The organism is Acidovorax sp. PRC11 (assembly GCF_031844105.1).
GTDB lineage: Bacteria > Pseudomonadota > Gammaproteobacteria > Burkholderiales > Burkholderiaceae_C > Paracidovorax.
In genome coordinates this window covers 92,378-106,807 of sequence record NZ_JAUZUQ010000008.1, presented here as the reverse complement: position 1 = coordinate 106,807, position 14,430 = coordinate 92,378, and the positions used below count along the sequence as shown (strand labels likewise).

The 14,430-nt window shown below is 71.0% G+C and carries 10 protein-coding genes; 5 read left to right on the top strand and 5 right to left on the bottom strand.

Annotation, left to right across the window (positions count from 1 at the left end):
• Positions 1 to 64 precede the first annotated feature (64 nt).
• Positions 65 to 436, top strand: a complete 372-nt coding sequence (locus tag Q9R47_RS11330) for a response regulator (protein ID WP_311233428.1) — start codon at positions 65 to 67, stop codon at positions 434 to 436.
• 103 nt (positions 437 to 539) lie between these two features.
• Here the strand turns inward: Q9R47_RS11330 and Q9R47_RS11325 are convergent, their stop codons facing one another.
• From Q9R47_RS11325 to Q9R47_RS11305, 5 genes are all read right to left on the bottom strand, one after another.
• Positions 540 to 1,709, bottom strand: a complete 1,170-nt coding sequence (locus Q9R47_RS11325; protein WP_311233298.1) for a hybrid sensor histidine kinase/response regulator — start codon at positions 1,707 to 1,709, stop codon at positions 540 to 542.
• The gene (locus Q9R47_RS11320; protein WP_311233297.1) at positions 1,706 to 2,314 is read right to left on the bottom strand and encodes a chemotaxis protein CheB; all 609 of its coding nucleotides are present in this window, start codon (positions 2,312 to 2,314) and stop codon (positions 1,706 to 1,708) included. Before Q9R47_RS11320 ends, Q9R47_RS11325 begins: the two co-directional genes overlap by 4 nt.
• On the bottom strand, positions 2,314 to 3,171 hold the full coding sequence (locus Q9R47_RS11315; protein WP_311233296.1) for a protein-glutamate O-methyltransferase CheR: 858 nt from the start codon (positions 3,169 to 3,171) through the stop codon (positions 2,314 to 2,316). The genes Q9R47_RS11320 and Q9R47_RS11315 overlap by 1 nt, the downstream gene beginning before the upstream one ends.
• Entirely contained in the window at positions 3,168 to 6,665 is a 3,498-nt protein-coding gene (locus tag Q9R47_RS11310) for a response regulator (RefSeq protein WP_311233295.1), read from the bottom strand. The genes Q9R47_RS11315 and Q9R47_RS11310 overlap by 4 nt, the downstream gene beginning before the upstream one ends.
• Before the next feature lie 100 nt (positions 6,666 to 6,765).
• Positions 6,766 to 7,677 (bottom strand): plasmid replication/partition related protein, encoded by a 912-nt coding sequence (locus Q9R47_RS11305; protein WP_311233294.1) that lies wholly within the window; start codon positions 7,675 to 7,677, stop codon positions 6,766 to 6,768.
• Between the two features lie 147 nt (positions 7,678 to 7,824).
• Between Q9R47_RS11305 and Q9R47_RS11300 the strand changes: the two genes are divergently transcribed.
• The 4 genes from Q9R47_RS11300 to Q9R47_RS11285 all read left to right on the top strand — a co-directional run bounded on the left by Q9R47_RS11300 (position 7,825) and on the right by Q9R47_RS11285 (position 14,415).
• Positions 7,825 to 9,525: a diguanylate cyclase gene (locus tag Q9R47_RS11300; RefSeq protein ID WP_311233293.1), complete on the top strand. Its 1,701-nt coding sequence runs from the start codon at positions 7,825 to 7,827 to the stop codon at positions 9,523 to 9,525.
• Positions 9,526 to 9,616: 91 nt separating this feature from the next.
• Positions 9,617 to 10,054 carry a DUF2946 family protein gene (locus Q9R47_RS11295; protein ID WP_311233292.1) on the top strand — a complete coding sequence of 146 codons (438 nt, stop codon included), beginning with the start codon at positions 9,617 to 9,619 and terminating at the stop codon, positions 10,052 to 10,054.
• Positions 10,055 to 10,218: 164 nt separating this feature from the next.
• The gene (locus tag Q9R47_RS11290) at positions 10,219 to 12,390 is read left to right on the top strand and encodes a TonB-dependent siderophore receptor (protein ID WP_311233291.1); all 2,172 of its coding nucleotides are present in this window, start codon (positions 10,219 to 10,221) and stop codon (positions 12,388 to 12,390) included.
• A 138-nt stretch (positions 12,391 to 12,528) separates the two neighbouring features.
• On the top strand, positions 12,529 to 14,415 hold the full coding sequence (locus Q9R47_RS11285) for a RecQ family ATP-dependent DNA helicase (RefSeq protein WP_311233290.1): 1,887 nt from the start codon (positions 12,529 to 12,531) through the stop codon (positions 14,413 to 14,415).
• The last annotated feature ends 15 nt before the right edge of the window (positions 14,416 to 14,430 follow it).

Here is a 14,430-nt window from a genome sequence, read left to right as displayed (position 1 = left end):
GGGCGCAGCCCACCCTTTTTCGCCCAGCGAATCCTCCGAAGGACAACAGATCTCCATGACCCCGCTGCGTATCCTCTACGTGGAAGACAACGCCGAACTCCGTGAAACCATCGGCATGCTGCTGGAAGGGGACGACCGAGAGGTCGTCTCCTGCGCCACGGCGGAGGAAGCGCTCCAGCTGGACGCGCCGCGTCCCTTCGACATCGTGGTGACCGACGTGAGCCTGCCGGGCATGTCGGGCACCGACCTCTGCCGCCGCCTGCTGGCGGACGCGCCCCGGCGCTGGATCGTGCTGTGCTCGGGCTACCAGTTCGGCCACGGGCTCGACACGCTGGGCCCCAACGTGCGCGCGCTGCTCAAGCCGTTCGAACTCGAAGACCTGGAAGCGCTGATGGAATCGATCAGCAACGCGCTGCGGTCGCCGCCGGCCGCCTGATGGACCGGGCCCTTCGCCGCGGAAGGGACCGGACACGCACAGCCTGCACCGCACTGCCCTGCCCTGGCGTGCACCGCGGTGCCGCCAGCCGCGCGCGGGTCACTTAAGCGCCCGGCACCTTGCAGGGCGGTGCCTCGCGCGGCAGCTCGACGCGGAACACGGTGCGGCCCGCCTGAGAATGCACGCGGATGGTCCCGCCGTGGCCCTCGACGATCTGGTGGACGATGTAGAGCCCCAGCCCCAGCCCCTGGTGCCGGCCCGGCTCGCGCTCGCGGCCGCGGAAGGGATCGAAGAGCTGCGGGATCAGCGCCGCGGGAATCTCCCCGCCATTGCGCACTTCCATCGCCACGCGCTGCGGGCCGCTGCCGTCCAGCACCACCTGCACGGGCTGCTGTGCGTCGCCATGGTGGATGGCGTTGCCCAGCAGGTTGGCGACCACCTGGCACAGCCGTTCGGCGTCCCAGAGCCCGCCGAGGTCGCCCGACTGCTCCACGTCGATCGCACGGTCCGGGTGGCTCGTGCGCCATTCGGCCGCGGTCCGCTGCACGAGCTCGCCCAGGTCCGACGGCGCGACGCGCACCGGCAGGCCGCCGAACTGGCGCGCCCGCGTGACGTCGAGCAGGTCCTCGATCATGCGGCCCATCCGCTGCGCGCTGATGTGCACCTTGTCCGCCATGGCGAGCACCTTGTCGGGCTCCTGCGTGCGCCGCAGCACCGCCGCGCTCGCCAGGATGGCGCCGAGCGGGCCGCGCAGGTCGTGGCTGAGCACGGCCATGAACATCTCGCTGAGCTTCAGGGCCTGGGTGCGGTCCTGCAGCTCGCAGGCCAGCGCCACCTTCTGGCGGTGCAGATCGAAGAACACGTTGGCCTTGTTGACCAGCATGTGCGGATCGATCGGCTTGTAGAGGAAGTCGACGGCGCCGTTCTCGTAGCCCTTGAACTGCCAGTTCTGGTCGCGCGAGCCGGCGGTCATGAAGATGAGCGGGATGTGGCGCGTGCGCTCGCTGCCGCGGATCAGCTCGGCCAGTTCGAAGCCGTTCATCTCGGGCATCTGCACGTCGAGCATGGCGAGCGCCACGTCGGTGTGGGCGAGCAGCAGCTCCAGCGCCTCGGGGCCGGACGCGGCCTTGAGGATGTGCACGCCGTCGCGGCGCAGCAGCGCCTCCAGCGCGATCAGGTTCTCGGGCACGTCGTCCACCAGCAGGCATTTGACGGGCATGGGCGGGCGCTGGGGAGCGGCGTCCGCCGCGGGCATGCGCGGCGGCGCGATCATGCGCGCCCTCCCTGCGGCAGCGCGGCGAGCCAGTCGGCGATGCGCTGCGGCGGAAGAACGTGGGCCGGCGTGCACAACTGCAGCGCCGCTTCGGGCATGGAACTCATGGGAGCGCTTTCGGGATCTTGCACGATCGTCGTGCCGCCGGCGGCCTGCACCGCGGCGATGCCCCGGGCGCCGTCGTGGTTGGCGCCGGAGAGCAGGATGGCCAGCAGGCGCCCGGCATAGGCGTCTGCGGCGGATTCGAAGAGAACATCGATGGAGGGGCGCGAGAAATGCACCGGGTCGTCGACGGACAGGGCGAGCGACGGTCCGGCATCGACGAGCAGGTGGTAGTCCGGCGGCGCGAAATACACCGTGCCGGCCTCGACGGGCTCCTTGTCCTGGGCCTCGCGCAGCGGCAGCGCACAGCGCGGCTGGAAGATGTCGCACAGCAGGCTGGGCCGGTCGCGGGGCAGGTGCAGCACCACGAAGACCGAAGCCCGCTGGCGGGCAGGCAGGGCCGGCAGCAGCACCGCGAGCGCTTCGATGCTGCCCGCGGAGCCGCCGATGACAATGGCGTCGAAGGGTTTCGCCGGGGCGGGCGGCGCGGCGGCCAGACGCATCACGCTCCCCCCTTCTTCTGGTAGATGCGCTCGGGCGCGACCAGCTCGTCGAAGGTCTGCGCATGCGATGAAAACCGCAGCGACTCCTTGGACCCCAGGCCCAGGAAGCCCTTGCGGCACAGCGCCTCGTGGAAGAGGCCGAGCGCGCGGTCCTGCAGTGCGCGGTCGAAGTAGATGAGCACGTTGCGGCAGGAGACGAGGTGCACCTCGGCGAACACGCTGTCCGTGGCGAGGCTGTGGTCCGAGAACACGATGTGCCGGCGCAGGCTCTTGTCGAACACCACGCGCCCGTAGGCGGCGGTGTAGTGCTCGGACAGCGAGCCGCGGCCGCCCGAGCGGGCGTGGTTCTCGGTGAAGGACGGCACCCGCTCGATCGCGTACACGCCCGCCTCCGCCTTCTGCAGCGCGTTCGCATTGATGTCGGTCGCGTAGATCAGCGTGCGCTCCAGCAGGCCCTCCTCGCGCAGCAGGATGGCGAGCGAATACACCTCCTCGCCAGTGCTGCAGCCGGCCACCCAGATCTTGAGCGACGGGTAGGTGCGCAGCACGGGCACCACGGTCTCGCGCAGCGCGCGGAAGTAGCTCGGGTCGCGGAACATCTCGCTCACCTGCACGGTGAGGTATTCGAGCATGGCCGGGAATACTTCCGGGTCGTGCAGGATGAGGTGCTGCAGCTGCGAGAGCGTGCGGCAGTGGAAGCGCGTGAGCGCCGACTGCAGGCGCCGCTTGAGCGAGGCCTGCGCGTAGCCGCGGAAGTCGTAGTGGTAGCGGCGGTAGATGGCCTCCACGAGCAGGTGCTGCTCGATGTCGAAGGTCTTGCGGCGCAGGGCCGAGCCGGCTTCGTCGTCGGGGGTCACTTGGGCATCCACACGCGCACCAGGGAGAGCAGTTTCTCGACGTCCAGCGGCTTGGCGATGTAGTCGTTGGCGCCGGCCGCGAGGCACTTCTCCTGGTCGTCCTTCATGGCCTTGGCCGTGAGGGCGATGATCGGCAGACGCCGCCACTCCTGCCGCTTGCGGATCTCGCGCATGGCGGTAAAGCCGTCCATCTCCGGCATCATGATGTCCATGAGCACGAGGTCGACCTGCGGGGCATCGCCGGCCTGCGAGCGCTCGAGGGCCTCCAGCGCCTCGCGCCCGTTGCGCGCGATCTGCACCTTGGCGCCCGTGGGCTCCAGCACGCTGGAGAGCGCGAAGATGTTGCGCACGTCGTCCTCCACCACCAGGATGCTGCGGCCCTCGAACGAGGCCTCGCGGTCGCGCGCCAGGCGCAGCATCTGCTGGCGGTCGGTCGGCAGGCTCGACTCCACCTGGTGCAGGAACAGCGTGACCTCGTCGAGCAGGCGCTCGGGAGAGCGCGCGTCCTTGATGATGATCGACTTGGAGAAGCGCCGCAGCCGCTGCTCCTCGTCGCGGGAAAGCGAGCGGCCGGTGTAGACGATCACCGGCGGGAAGGCCACGTCCTCCTGGCCGGCCATCTGCTCCAGCAGTTCGTAGCCGCTCAGGTCGGGCAGGTTCAGGTCCATGACCATGCAGTCGAAGGTGCTCTCGCGCAGCAGCTGCAGCGCGCGCTGGGCGGTCTCGGCGCCGACGATCTCCACGTCGCCGTTGGCGAGCAGGTGCCCCATGCTCTCGCGCTGGCGGTCGTCGTCCTCCACCACCAGCACGCGGCGCAGGGCCTGGGTGAATTTCGCCTCCATGCGCTCCAGGGCCTGCACGAGTTCGTCGCGCTTGACCGGCTTGAGCGCGTAGCCCATGGCCCCGAGGCCGAGGGCCTCCTGCGAATAGTCGGCGACCGACACGACGTGCACCGGGATGTGGCGCGTGGCGGGGTTGCGCTTGAGCTGGTCGAGCACGCCCAGGCCCGAGAAATCGGGCAGGTTCATGTCCAGCACCACGGCGCTGGGCATGTAGTCGGTGGCGGCCGCCAGCCCCTCGCCGCCGCTGTGGGTGACGATGCACTGGAAGCCCATTTCGTGCGCGAGATCGTGCAGGATGCGCGCGAAGCGCACGTCGTCCTCCACCACCAGGATGGTGCGCTTGCCGGCCTGCAGGCTGTCGCGGTCGTCCGCCACGGCCGAGGCCGGGCGGCGCGGCGCCTCCGGGACGGGGGCGAGTGCCGGCGCGGCCGGCGCCATGTCGGCCGGCATGGCGGGGCTGGCCGGCGTGGCGCTGGCCGTGGCCACGGCGCGCTGGGGCAGGCCATAGCCGGAAGCAGCGGTGTCTTCGCCGGACTGTGCGGGCTCCGGGGCCTGCAGCGGCAGCACCAGCGTGAACACGCTGCCCTGCCCCGGCGTGCTCTGCACCGAGACGCTGCCGCCCAGCAACTGCGCCAGATCGCGCGAGATCGAGAGGCCCAGCCCCGTGCCGCCGTACTTGCGGTGGGTGCTGCCGTCGGCCTGGCGGAAGGCTTCGAAGATCAGCTTCTGCTGGTGTTCGGGGATGCCGATGCCCGTGTCGCGCACGGAAAACGCCACCCGCCCGTCCGGCTGCGCCGAAACGCGCAGGGCCACCTCGCCGCGCTCGGTGAACTTGATCGCGTTCGAGAGCAGGTTCTTCAGGATCTGGCCGAGCCGCTGCGCATCGGTGCGGATCTGCTCGGGCACTCCGGGCTCCACGACCGCGCTGAACGCGAGGTTCTTCTCGCGCGCGAGCGGCCGCAGCGGATCGGCGATGGACTGCACCGCGCGCGCGAGGTTCACCGACTCGATGTCGACCGTGGCCTGGCCCGCCTCGATCTTCGCCAGGTCGAGGATGTCGTTGATGAGCGTGAGCAGGTCGTTGCCGGCGCCGTGGATCGTCTCGGCATAGCGCACCTGCTCGGCCGTGAGGTTGCCGCCCTTGTTGTCCGCCAGCAGCTTCGCGAGGATGAGGCTGGAATTGAGCGGGGTGCGCAGCTCGTGGCTCATGTTGGCCAGGAACTCGCTCTTGTACTGGCTGGCCTGCTCCAGGTCGCGCGCCTTGTCGGAGAGCGCGTCCTGCGCGCGCAGCAGCTGCTGCTTCTGGTATTCGAGCTGCTGGGTCTGTTCTTCCAGCTGGGCGTTGCTCTGCTCCAGCTCGGTCTGCTGCGCTTCCATCTGCGCCTGCGACTCCTGCAGCACGCGGCTCTGCTGCTCGAGCTCCTCGTTGCTCACGCGCAGCTCTTCCTGCTGGGCCTGCAGTTCCTCGGCCTGGCGCTGGGTTTCGTCGAGCAGCGTCTCGAGCTGCGAGCGATCCTTGGCCGAGCGCACGGCGATGGCCAGTTGCTCGGAAGCGCGGGCGAGCAGTTCCAGGTCGACGTCCTGCACCGGACGGAAGAAGCCCAGTTCGATGACGGCCTGCACGCTGCCGTTGTGCACCGCGGGCAGCACCACCAGTTCACCCGGCGCGCTGTGGCCCACGCCGGACTGCACTTCGAGGTGGGCGGCGGGCACGTGCCGGGCATGCACCGTCTGCCGCGACTGGGCGGCCTGGCCCACGAGGCCCTCGCCTTCGGCCACGCGCTCCGGCCCGGGAGCGCCCGAGAGCGCATAGCCGCCGAAGCGGCGGAACAGGCCATGGCCCTCGGCCACATAGGCCGCGCCGACGCGCGCGCCCAGCCGGCGGGCGAGGTACGACAGCACGCGCGGGCCGAGTTCGTCGAGCCGCAGGTCGCCGCGCATTTCGTCCGACAGGCCCATCACGCCGCTGCGGATCCAGGCCTCGCGCGCCTTGGCCCGGTGGTCCGCGCCGGTCATCGCGGCGGAGCCGAGAATGAACGCCAGCAGCACCAGCGAACCGCCCCAGGTGAAATAGGCGGCGAAGCGGGCCGAGTCCTCCCACATCGCGCGGCGCTCTTCCAGTTCCTCGCGCTCGGCCGTGATCATCTCGCGCACCAGGGAACGGATGGCGTCCATCGTGGCGCGGCCGCGGTCGGTCCGCACCACGGCGAGGGCCGCGTCGATCTGGCCGGACTGGCGCAGCTGGATCGTCTCCTGCAGCTCGGCCATCTTCTGGCGTGCCAGCGGCGCGAGCTGTTCATAGCGGCGCAGCTGCCGCGGGGAATCGCTGACGAGCAGGCGCAGGCGCTCCAGCTCGGAGACCAGCGAGGCCTCGGCCGTCTCGTAGGGCCCGAGGTAGCGCGGCTCGCCGGCGAGCAGGTAGCCGCGCTGGCCGGTTTCGGCATCCTTGATGATGGACAGCACGTACTGGATCTGCACCACCGACTCGACGGCCGTGTTGATGCGGCGCACCGCGTCCGAGCGCTCCTGCTGCGACTGGTACGTGAAGATGGCGATGACCGCAGTGGCCAGCGCGGCCAGCACGAAACCCATGAGCATGCGCAGCGGCATGCTGCTCTGGATCTTTTCGTTCGGGAGAGGTTGGGACGGCATGGCGGCGGAGTGGGGAGAGCCGACGATGATAGGGCTGCGCGCCGCAACCCAGCGTAGGCCGTATCCTGCAAAAGAAGGAGCAGCCGTCCGGCACCCAGCCTTACTCTACAGTGAGCGCGCGCAGCCGGGCGACCTCTGCGCGCAGGGCCTCGTTTTCGGCCGTGAGGGAGGCCACCTGGCGGCGCAGCGCGCCGATCTCATCCGCGTCCGCGGCAGCCGCGGCCGGGGCGTTCTCCGCTGCGGAACCTCCGTTTTCCACGGGCTCCTGCGGCGCCTCGGCGCGGGGCTTGCGGCGCGCGTCGCGCGCACGCTTGGCGGCCTGCCGCAGCTCATCCTTGCCCGCCAGGGCCGCGGCGCGCTGCTCCTCTTCGGGGAGCGTGGCCACCACGGCGGCGGTATTGATGGAGATCGCCCCCGAGCGCACGGCCGCCACCAGCTCGGGCGCCGCCTGTTTCTGGATCTTCTCGATCATCACGACCTGGCTGCTGCTCAGCCGTGCCGCGCGGGCGATCGCCTCGCGGCTGCGCAGCGGCTCGGCCTGCGGCGCCGCGGCGGCTGCGCCGGCCTGCGCTGCCGCGGGTGCGGCGTCCGCCGGGCCGTCCCAGGGTGCATCCGCCGCGCCGGCCGGCGCTGCCGTCGCGGCCTCCGGAGCGGCTTGCGCATCGCCGGGGGCCCCGGCCGATGCCGCGCGCTGCGCCAGGATCTCGCGCTTGCGCAGCGCCAGCACGCCGCGCTGGAAGTCCGAGACGCTGCGGCGTCCCAGGTGCTGGTCGATCATCCACAGATGGACGTCTTCCATGGAGCGGAAATGCGGATGCTGCACCGTGTTGAAGGGCAGCCCGTGCTTCTGGCAGATGCCGTAGCGGTTGTGCCCGTCGATGAGGATGTCGCCCCAGAGCACGAGGGCGTCGCGGCAGCCCTCGGCCAGCAGGCTGCGCTCCAGCGCGGCGTGCTCCTCGGGGGTGAGCGGGTCGATGTAGGCCTTGAGTTCTTCGTTGACGATGATGGACATTGGGAAGGAATCCGGTGTGCGGGCCGCCGGACGGTCGGCAGGCCGCGAAGGGGCGGCATTTTAGGAGAGCGCCGCGGAGCGCGCCGGCCGCCGCGGAATCTCCCCGAACGGCGGATTCCCTGTCCGGGGGTTGCCCGACAATGCCGCATGCATTCAATCCGCCAGCCGTCCGCACGCGTACCCAGCCTGCGGGGACGGCTCACGCTGTGGTTCGGCACTCTCACGCTCGCGAGCGTGCTGGGCGTGGGGCTGTACCTCGGACGCGTCGCCACGCAGGATCTTGCGCGCTTCGCAGGCGAGATCCTGCACACCACCGCGCGCTCCGCCACCGACCTGCTCGCCTCCAACCTGCGCGAGCGCGCGCTCGAGATCGACCTGCTGCGCAAGTCGCCGCTGCTCATGCAGGGCGACCTGGACGGCGACACCCTGCGCGACGCGCTCGATGTGCGCAAGGACGCCCACATGGAGTACGCCTGGATCGGCGTGGCCAGCCCCGACGGGCAGGTGCTGCAGGCCGCGGGCGGCATGCTGGTGGGAGAGAAGGTGGACCAGCGCGACTGGTTCCGCGAGGCCCGCACGCGTCTTTTCGTGGGCGATGTGCATGACGCGGTGCTGCTCGCCAAGCGGCTGCCCAACAGGCACCTGGACCAGCCGCTGCGCTTCATCGATTTCGCGGCGCCCATCCTGGATTCCACGGGGCAGCTGCGCGGCGTGCTTGGAGCGCATGCGCACTGGCACTGGGTGACCGAGACGGTGGAGGCCGTGGCGGTGGACCGCGCCGCCGGGGCCAGCACCGAAGTGCTCATCGCCGACCGCGCGGGCAACGTGCTCTATCCGTTCCGGCTCGCAGGACAGACCCGGCTGCCGGACGGCGCGGACCGCAGGGGAGCCCGCTACGAGCGGCTGCTGTGGGCCGACGGCACCGAGTACCTGAGCAGCATCGTGCGGATGCCGGCGGTGACGGGTGCGGACCTCGGCTGGCGCATCGTCGTGCGCCAGCCGCTACGGGAGGCACTGGCACCGGTGCGCGCGATGCAGTGGCAGCTCGCCCTGCTCGGGCTGGCCGCCACGCTGGTCTGCGGCCTCTTCGCCTACCGCCTGGCGGCCCGGTTCAGCCGCCCGCTGGAACTGCTGGCGCAGGCCGCCCGCACCATCGAGCGCCGCGACGGCGAGCCGCGCTACCCGGAGGGCGACACCCTCGAGGTGGCCCAGATGAACCGCTCCTTCCAGTCCATGACCGCATCGCTGCTGGAGCGCGAGCGCGAACTCTCGCGCCTCAACGCCTCGCTGGAGAACCAGGTCGAGGAGCGCACCCAGGCCCTGCACCGTGCCAACCGGGAACTGGAGAGCCTTGCGGTGCGCGATCCGCTCACCGGCCTCTACAACCGGCGGCGGTTCGACGAGAAGCTGGAGGAATACGCCGCGACGTGCCGGCAATCCGGCCGGCGGTTCGCGCTCATGGTCATCGACGCGGACCATTTCAAGCGCGTGAACGACACCCATGGCCACCAGACGGGCGATGCGGTGCTGCGGCACCTGGCGGGGCTGATCGCGGGCTGCGTGCGTTCCACCGATTTCGTCGCCCGCTTCGGCGGAGAGGAGTTCGTCGTACTGCTGCCCGAGCCGAGCGACCGCGAGGAAGGCCGGCTGGTCGCCGAGAAGATCCGCATCGCGGTGGGCCATGCGCCTTTCCCCGGCGTGGGGCACCTCACGGTGAGCATCGGGCTGGCCTTCTGCCACGGCGGCGGCGAACCGCTCGCCACCATCCTCGAGCGTGCGGACAAGGCGCTCTACCAGGCCAAGCAGGAAGGCCGCGACCGGGTCTGCGTGGCGCCGGCCACGATCTGATGCGGACCCACGCCCCCGGAATGTAACGGCGTCCCGGCAAGTCGCCGCACGGTCGAGCTCGCGGCTATCATCCCGCGCTCTGAAAGCCACCATGCGACACCCGCGCCGCGTCACCCTCTTCCTGCTGCTGGCCCTCTGGCTGAACGCCTGCCTGGGCTGGTCGTGGCACGAGGCCGGGCACCTGCGGCAGGCCCTGCAGCCTGCGCAACGCATGCTGGCAGTGACGGCGATGGCGGAAATGGCGGAGCAGGCGAATGGTCCTTCCGCCTCCGTCGACCTGCCCGAAACGTCCCCTGGCGGCACGGACCCGTTCCATGGGGCATGTGCGGTCTGCCTGGCCTTCGCCCACCTGCAGGCTGCTCCGCCGCAACCACCGCAGGTGCCCTGGCCGGAAGATCCCCAGGCCTCGCAAAGACCCGTGGAGCGTGCGGGAACGGCACGTGGACGCCGCATCCCGCGGCCCTTCTTGGCGCGTGCCCCTCCGGCAGGCCCCGCCTTCGCGCCCGCGGCCCCGGCCGGGGTGGCCTGAAGCGCGCGGCTGTACGGCCGCTTCCTTCCTTGTCCCTTTCCTGCTTCCCGTTCCGGAATCGCCGTCTTCTGACGGGCGATCGCTGGAGGCCGGATGCCGCGCACCAGGGTGCCGCGGCATGCCGGCGCGGGTTGCGGTCCACTTTTTTTTGCGTCACCGATTCCATGACTGTTCTTATCAGCCATTCCCCTTTCAAGACCCTGCCCCTCGCGGTGGCGGCGGCAGCACTCTCCGCCGGCGGTGCGGGCGCTCAGTCCGCCCCGGCCCTTCCTCCCGCGGGAGAGGCCCAGCTGTCCACCGTCGAGATCGTCGGCCGCACGGATTCCGGCACCTACCAGGCCCAGGAGGCCGCGGGCGCCAAGACCGATCTGCCGCTGCGCGAGCTGCCGCAGTCCGTGCGGGTCATCACCCGGCAGGCCATCGACGACCTCGGGGCCACGCGCCTGGACGAGGTGCTCGACTACGTCGGCGGCGTCTCGCGCCAGAACAACTTCGGCGGCCTGTGGGACAACGTCGCCATCCGCGGCCTGCCGGGCAACGAGAACACCGGCTCGGCCACCCTGCTCAACGGCTTCTCCGGCAACCGGGGCTTCAACGCACCGCGCGACATGGCGGGCGTGGAGCGCGTCGAATTCCTCAAAGGGCCGGCCGCCGCGCTCTACGGCAGCAGCGAGCCCGGCGGCACGCTCAACATCGTCACCAAGCGACCACAGTGGAAAGCCGCGCACGCGGTGGAAGCCTATGCGGGCAGCCACGCCTACCGCCGCGCGGCGCTCGACAGCACCGGCCCGCTGGGCGAGAACCTCGCCTACCGGCTCAACGTGGCCCTGGAAGACCGGGACAGCTTCCGCGACTTCGTCAGCGCACAGCGCCAGGTGGTGGCCCCGGCCTTTACCTGGAAGCTCGGCGGCAGCACCGTGCTGGACTACAGCGGCGAATACCTGCGTCACCGCGCGCCGCTGGACCGGGGCGTGGTGGCGGTGGGCGACCGGCTCGGCGACGTGCCGCGCAGCCGATTCCTGGGCGAGCCGGGCGACGGCGACGTGACCGTGCAGAACACCACGCACCAGCTGTCGCTGCTGCACGAGTGGAATACGCAATGGCGCAGCCGCTTCGCGCTCTCCTACCGCACCACGGGGCTGGAAGGCTTCTCGACCGAAGCCTCGGCGCTGCAGGCCGACGGCACCCTGCGCCGCCAGCGGCGCATGCGTGATTTTTCGTCCGACGACACGGCCCTGCAGGGCGAACTGATCGGGAACCTGCGGTGGGGCGGCACGCCCCACGAGCTGCTGCTGGGCGTGGAGAGCTACCGCTACACGCTGGACGCGCGCATGCTGCGCATCAACCCCACGGCCGCAGCGCCGTATGCCATCGACATCTATCGGCCGGTCTACGGCCAGCCCCGGCCAACGCCCGGCCCGAACACCGACTTCACCGAACGCCAGCGCAACACGGCGCTCTACGTACAGGACGCGATCCAGATCGCACCGCAGTGGCGCGTGCTGGCCGGCGCGCGCTTCGACCACTACCGGCAGACCTACGACAACCACCGCACCGGCACCACCGACGGGCAGGATCCCACGGCCGTCTCCCCGCGCGTGGGCGTGAGCTGGCTGCCCGATGCGCAGTGGACGCTGTACGCCAATGCGGGCACATCGTTCCGCCCGAACAGCGGCTTCACGTCCGCCGTGGGCCGCGGCGGCCTGGCGCTGGAACCCGAGAAGGGCCGCGCGCTGGAACTCGGCGTGAAGTGGGAGAGCGCGGACCAGCGCCTGGGCGCCACGGCGGCGCTGTTCGATATCACCAAGCGCAACATGCTCACCACCGATCCGCTGGACGGCAGCTTCCAGGTGACGGCGGGCAAGGTGCGCAGCCGCGGCGTGGAGTTCGACCTGGCCGGGCAGCTCAGCACGCACTGGCGCCTGAACGCCAGCTTGGTGCTGAACGACGTGGACGTGCTGCGCGACAACCAGCTGGAGATCGGGGGCCGCCTCATCAACGTGCCCCGCGTGAACGGCAGCCTGCTCGCGGTGTACGAGGATGCGCTGGACAACGGACAGCGCTACGGCGTGGGCGGCGGCGTCACCCACGTGGGCCAGCGGCTGGGCGCGGCGCGCACGCAGGCCGAAGCCCAGGCAGGCACGCCCGCCTTCGAATTGCCCGCCTACACCACGGCGAAGATCGTCGCGTACTGGCGCCTCACGCCCATGGTGCGGCTTACGCTGGACGTGGACAACGTGTTCGACAAGACCTACTACGCCACGTCCGTGAGCCGGCTGTGGGTGACGCCCGGCGGCGGGCGCACCGTGGCCGTGGGTCTGCAGGCGCGGTTCTGACAGCGCACGCTCCCGGATGACACCGCCGGTAAGCGGCGTCCCACGCGCCGCGGCAGGCCCGGGCCCGAGCATAGGGGCACGTACCGGAGCGCCATCGTGGCGCCCGGTGCACGGCCCTGCAACGATCGGATCGCCGCCATGCCCACCTCCACCTCCCAGGCTGCCCCCAAGCGGCCTCCCAGCCAGGCCCGCATCCAGGCGGCCCTGAAGCAATCCTTCGGCCTGCGCGCCCTGCGCGCGGGCCAGCGCGACGTGATCGACCGCGTGCTGCGCGGCGAGAACACGCTGGCCATCATGCCGACGGGCGCCGGCAAGTCGCTGTGCTACCAGTTGCCCGCGCTGCTGCTCGCGGGCCGCACGGTGGTGGTGTCGCCGCTCATCGCGCTCATGCGCGACCAGTGCGATGCGCTGCGCGAGCGCGGCGTGCCGGCGGTGCAGCTGCACAGCGCGCTGGACGCCGAGGAAACGCGCGCCGCCGAAGCGGCCGTGGCCGACGGCAGCGCGCGCATCGTGCTCACCACGCCCGAACGGCTGGCCGACGCCGGCTTCCAGGCATTGCTCGAGGCCGGCGGGCCAGTGGACCTGCTGGCCGTGGACGAGGCGCACTGCATCTCGCAATGGGGCCACGACTTCCGCCCCGCCTTCCTCGACATCGCCCAGGCCCTGCCGCGCCTGGGCCGCCCGACGGTGCTGGCGCTCACCGCGACCGCCGCCGGCCCCGTGGCGCAGGACATCCGCCGGCAGCTGGGCATTCCTGCCGCAGGCGTGGTCGATACCGGCACCTACCGTCCCAATCTGCACTACCGTGCCGAGCAGCTCGCGGACGAGAAGGAAAAGCGCGACCGCCTGCTGCGCACCGTGAAGGAATCCACGGGCTCGGGCATCGTGTACACCGCCACGGTGAAGGCGGCGGAAGAAGTGCATGCGCTGCTGGCCGGCGCCGGCGAATCCGCAGGCATCTACCATGGCCGCATGCCGGCCGCCGAACGCGGGGAGGCGCAGGACCGCTTCATGGCCGGCGACCTGCGGGTGATGGTGGCCACCAATGCGTTCGGCCTGGGCATCGACAAGCAGGACGTGCGCTTCGTGGTCCACTACCAGATGCCCGGCGGGCTGGATGCGTACTACCAGGAGTCCGGCCGCGCGGGGCGCGACGGCCAGCCGGCGCAGTGCACCCTGCTCTTCCTGCGCAAGGACAAGGCGGTGCAGCAGTTCTTCCTGGCGGGCCGCTATCCCACGCCCGACGACCTCGACGCGCTGTATGGCGCGCTGCAGTCGCCGCCGCCCGGCGCGCACGAGGGCTGGACGCTCGACCTCCTGCAGCAGGCGCTCGACCGCCCGCGCTCCAAGCTGCAGGTCGCGCTCGGCCTGCTGCGCCGCCGCCGCATCGTCACCCAGAAGGCCGACGGCCGTCTGGCGCTGCGCCGCGCGGACATCGACAGCGAATCGCTCATCGCCCTGCTGGAAGACTATGCGCAGAAGCGCACGCAGGACCAGGACGGGCTGGAGCGCATGGTGTTCTACGCGCAGACCGGCGGCTGCCGCTGGGAAGTGCTGCTCGACTACTTCGGCCACGCGCGCGAGACGCAGCGCTGCGGCACCTGCGACAACTGCCGCCGCATCGCCGCGCTCGATGCGCAGCAGGCGATCGCGAACGCGGCGGCGTCGGCGGCGGCCGTGCCGCCCACGCTCACGCCGGCCGCACTGGGCACGGCCCGCAGAAAGCCATCGGACGTATCGGCCATCGTCGTGCCGGCGCCGGACGCCGCCGCGGCCGATGCGAAGGCCGTCGCGCCCGCGCGGCCCGTGTTCGAACTCGGCATGCCGGTGCGCGTGAAGCGCTATGGCGAAGGCACCGTGCGCGCGATCGCTTCGGAATCGATCACCGTGGCATTCTCGGACGGCAGCGAGCGGTGCTTCCATCCGGAATACGTGCGCAAGGCGCGCCGGCGCCGGGCAGCGGCCAACGATGCCGCGGTCGCCGTGGCGGATGCCGAGCCGGCCCTGGCACTGCGCAGCGCCTGAACGGCGAACATCCAT

Excerpts from the sequence above, each read along its gene's own strand:
- Q9R47_RS11325 (WP_311233298.1), bottom strand. The coding sequence starts at position 1,709 with ATGATCGCGCCGCCGCGCATGCCCGCGGCGGACGCCGCTCCCCAGCGC.
- Q9R47_RS11320 (WP_311233297.1), bottom strand. The coding sequence starts at position 2,314 with ATGCGTCTGGCCGCCGCGCCGCCCGCCCCGGCGAAACCCTTCGACGCC.
- Q9R47_RS11310 (WP_311233295.1), bottom strand. The coding sequence starts at position 6,665 with ATGCCGTCCCAACCTCTCCCGAACGAAAAGATCCAGAGCAGCATGCCG.
- Q9R47_RS11305 (WP_311233294.1), bottom strand. The coding sequence starts at position 7,677 with ATGTCCATCATCGTCAACGAAGAACTCAAGGCCTACATCGACCCGCTC.
- Q9R47_RS11300 (WP_311233293.1), top strand. The coding sequence starts at position 7,825 with ATGCATTCAATCCGCCAGCCGTCCGCACGCGTACCCAGCCTGCGGGGA.
- Q9R47_RS11295 (WP_311233292.1), top strand. The coding sequence starts at position 9,617 with ATGCGACACCCGCGCCGCGTCACCCTCTTCCTGCTGCTGGCCCTCTGG.
- Q9R47_RS11290 (WP_311233291.1), top strand. The coding sequence starts at position 10,219 with ATGACTGTTCTTATCAGCCATTCCCCTTTCAAGACCCTGCCCCTCGCG.
- Q9R47_RS11285 (WP_311233290.1), top strand. The coding sequence starts at position 12,529 with ATGCCCACCTCCACCTCCCAGGCTGCCCCCAAGCGGCCTCCCAGCCAG.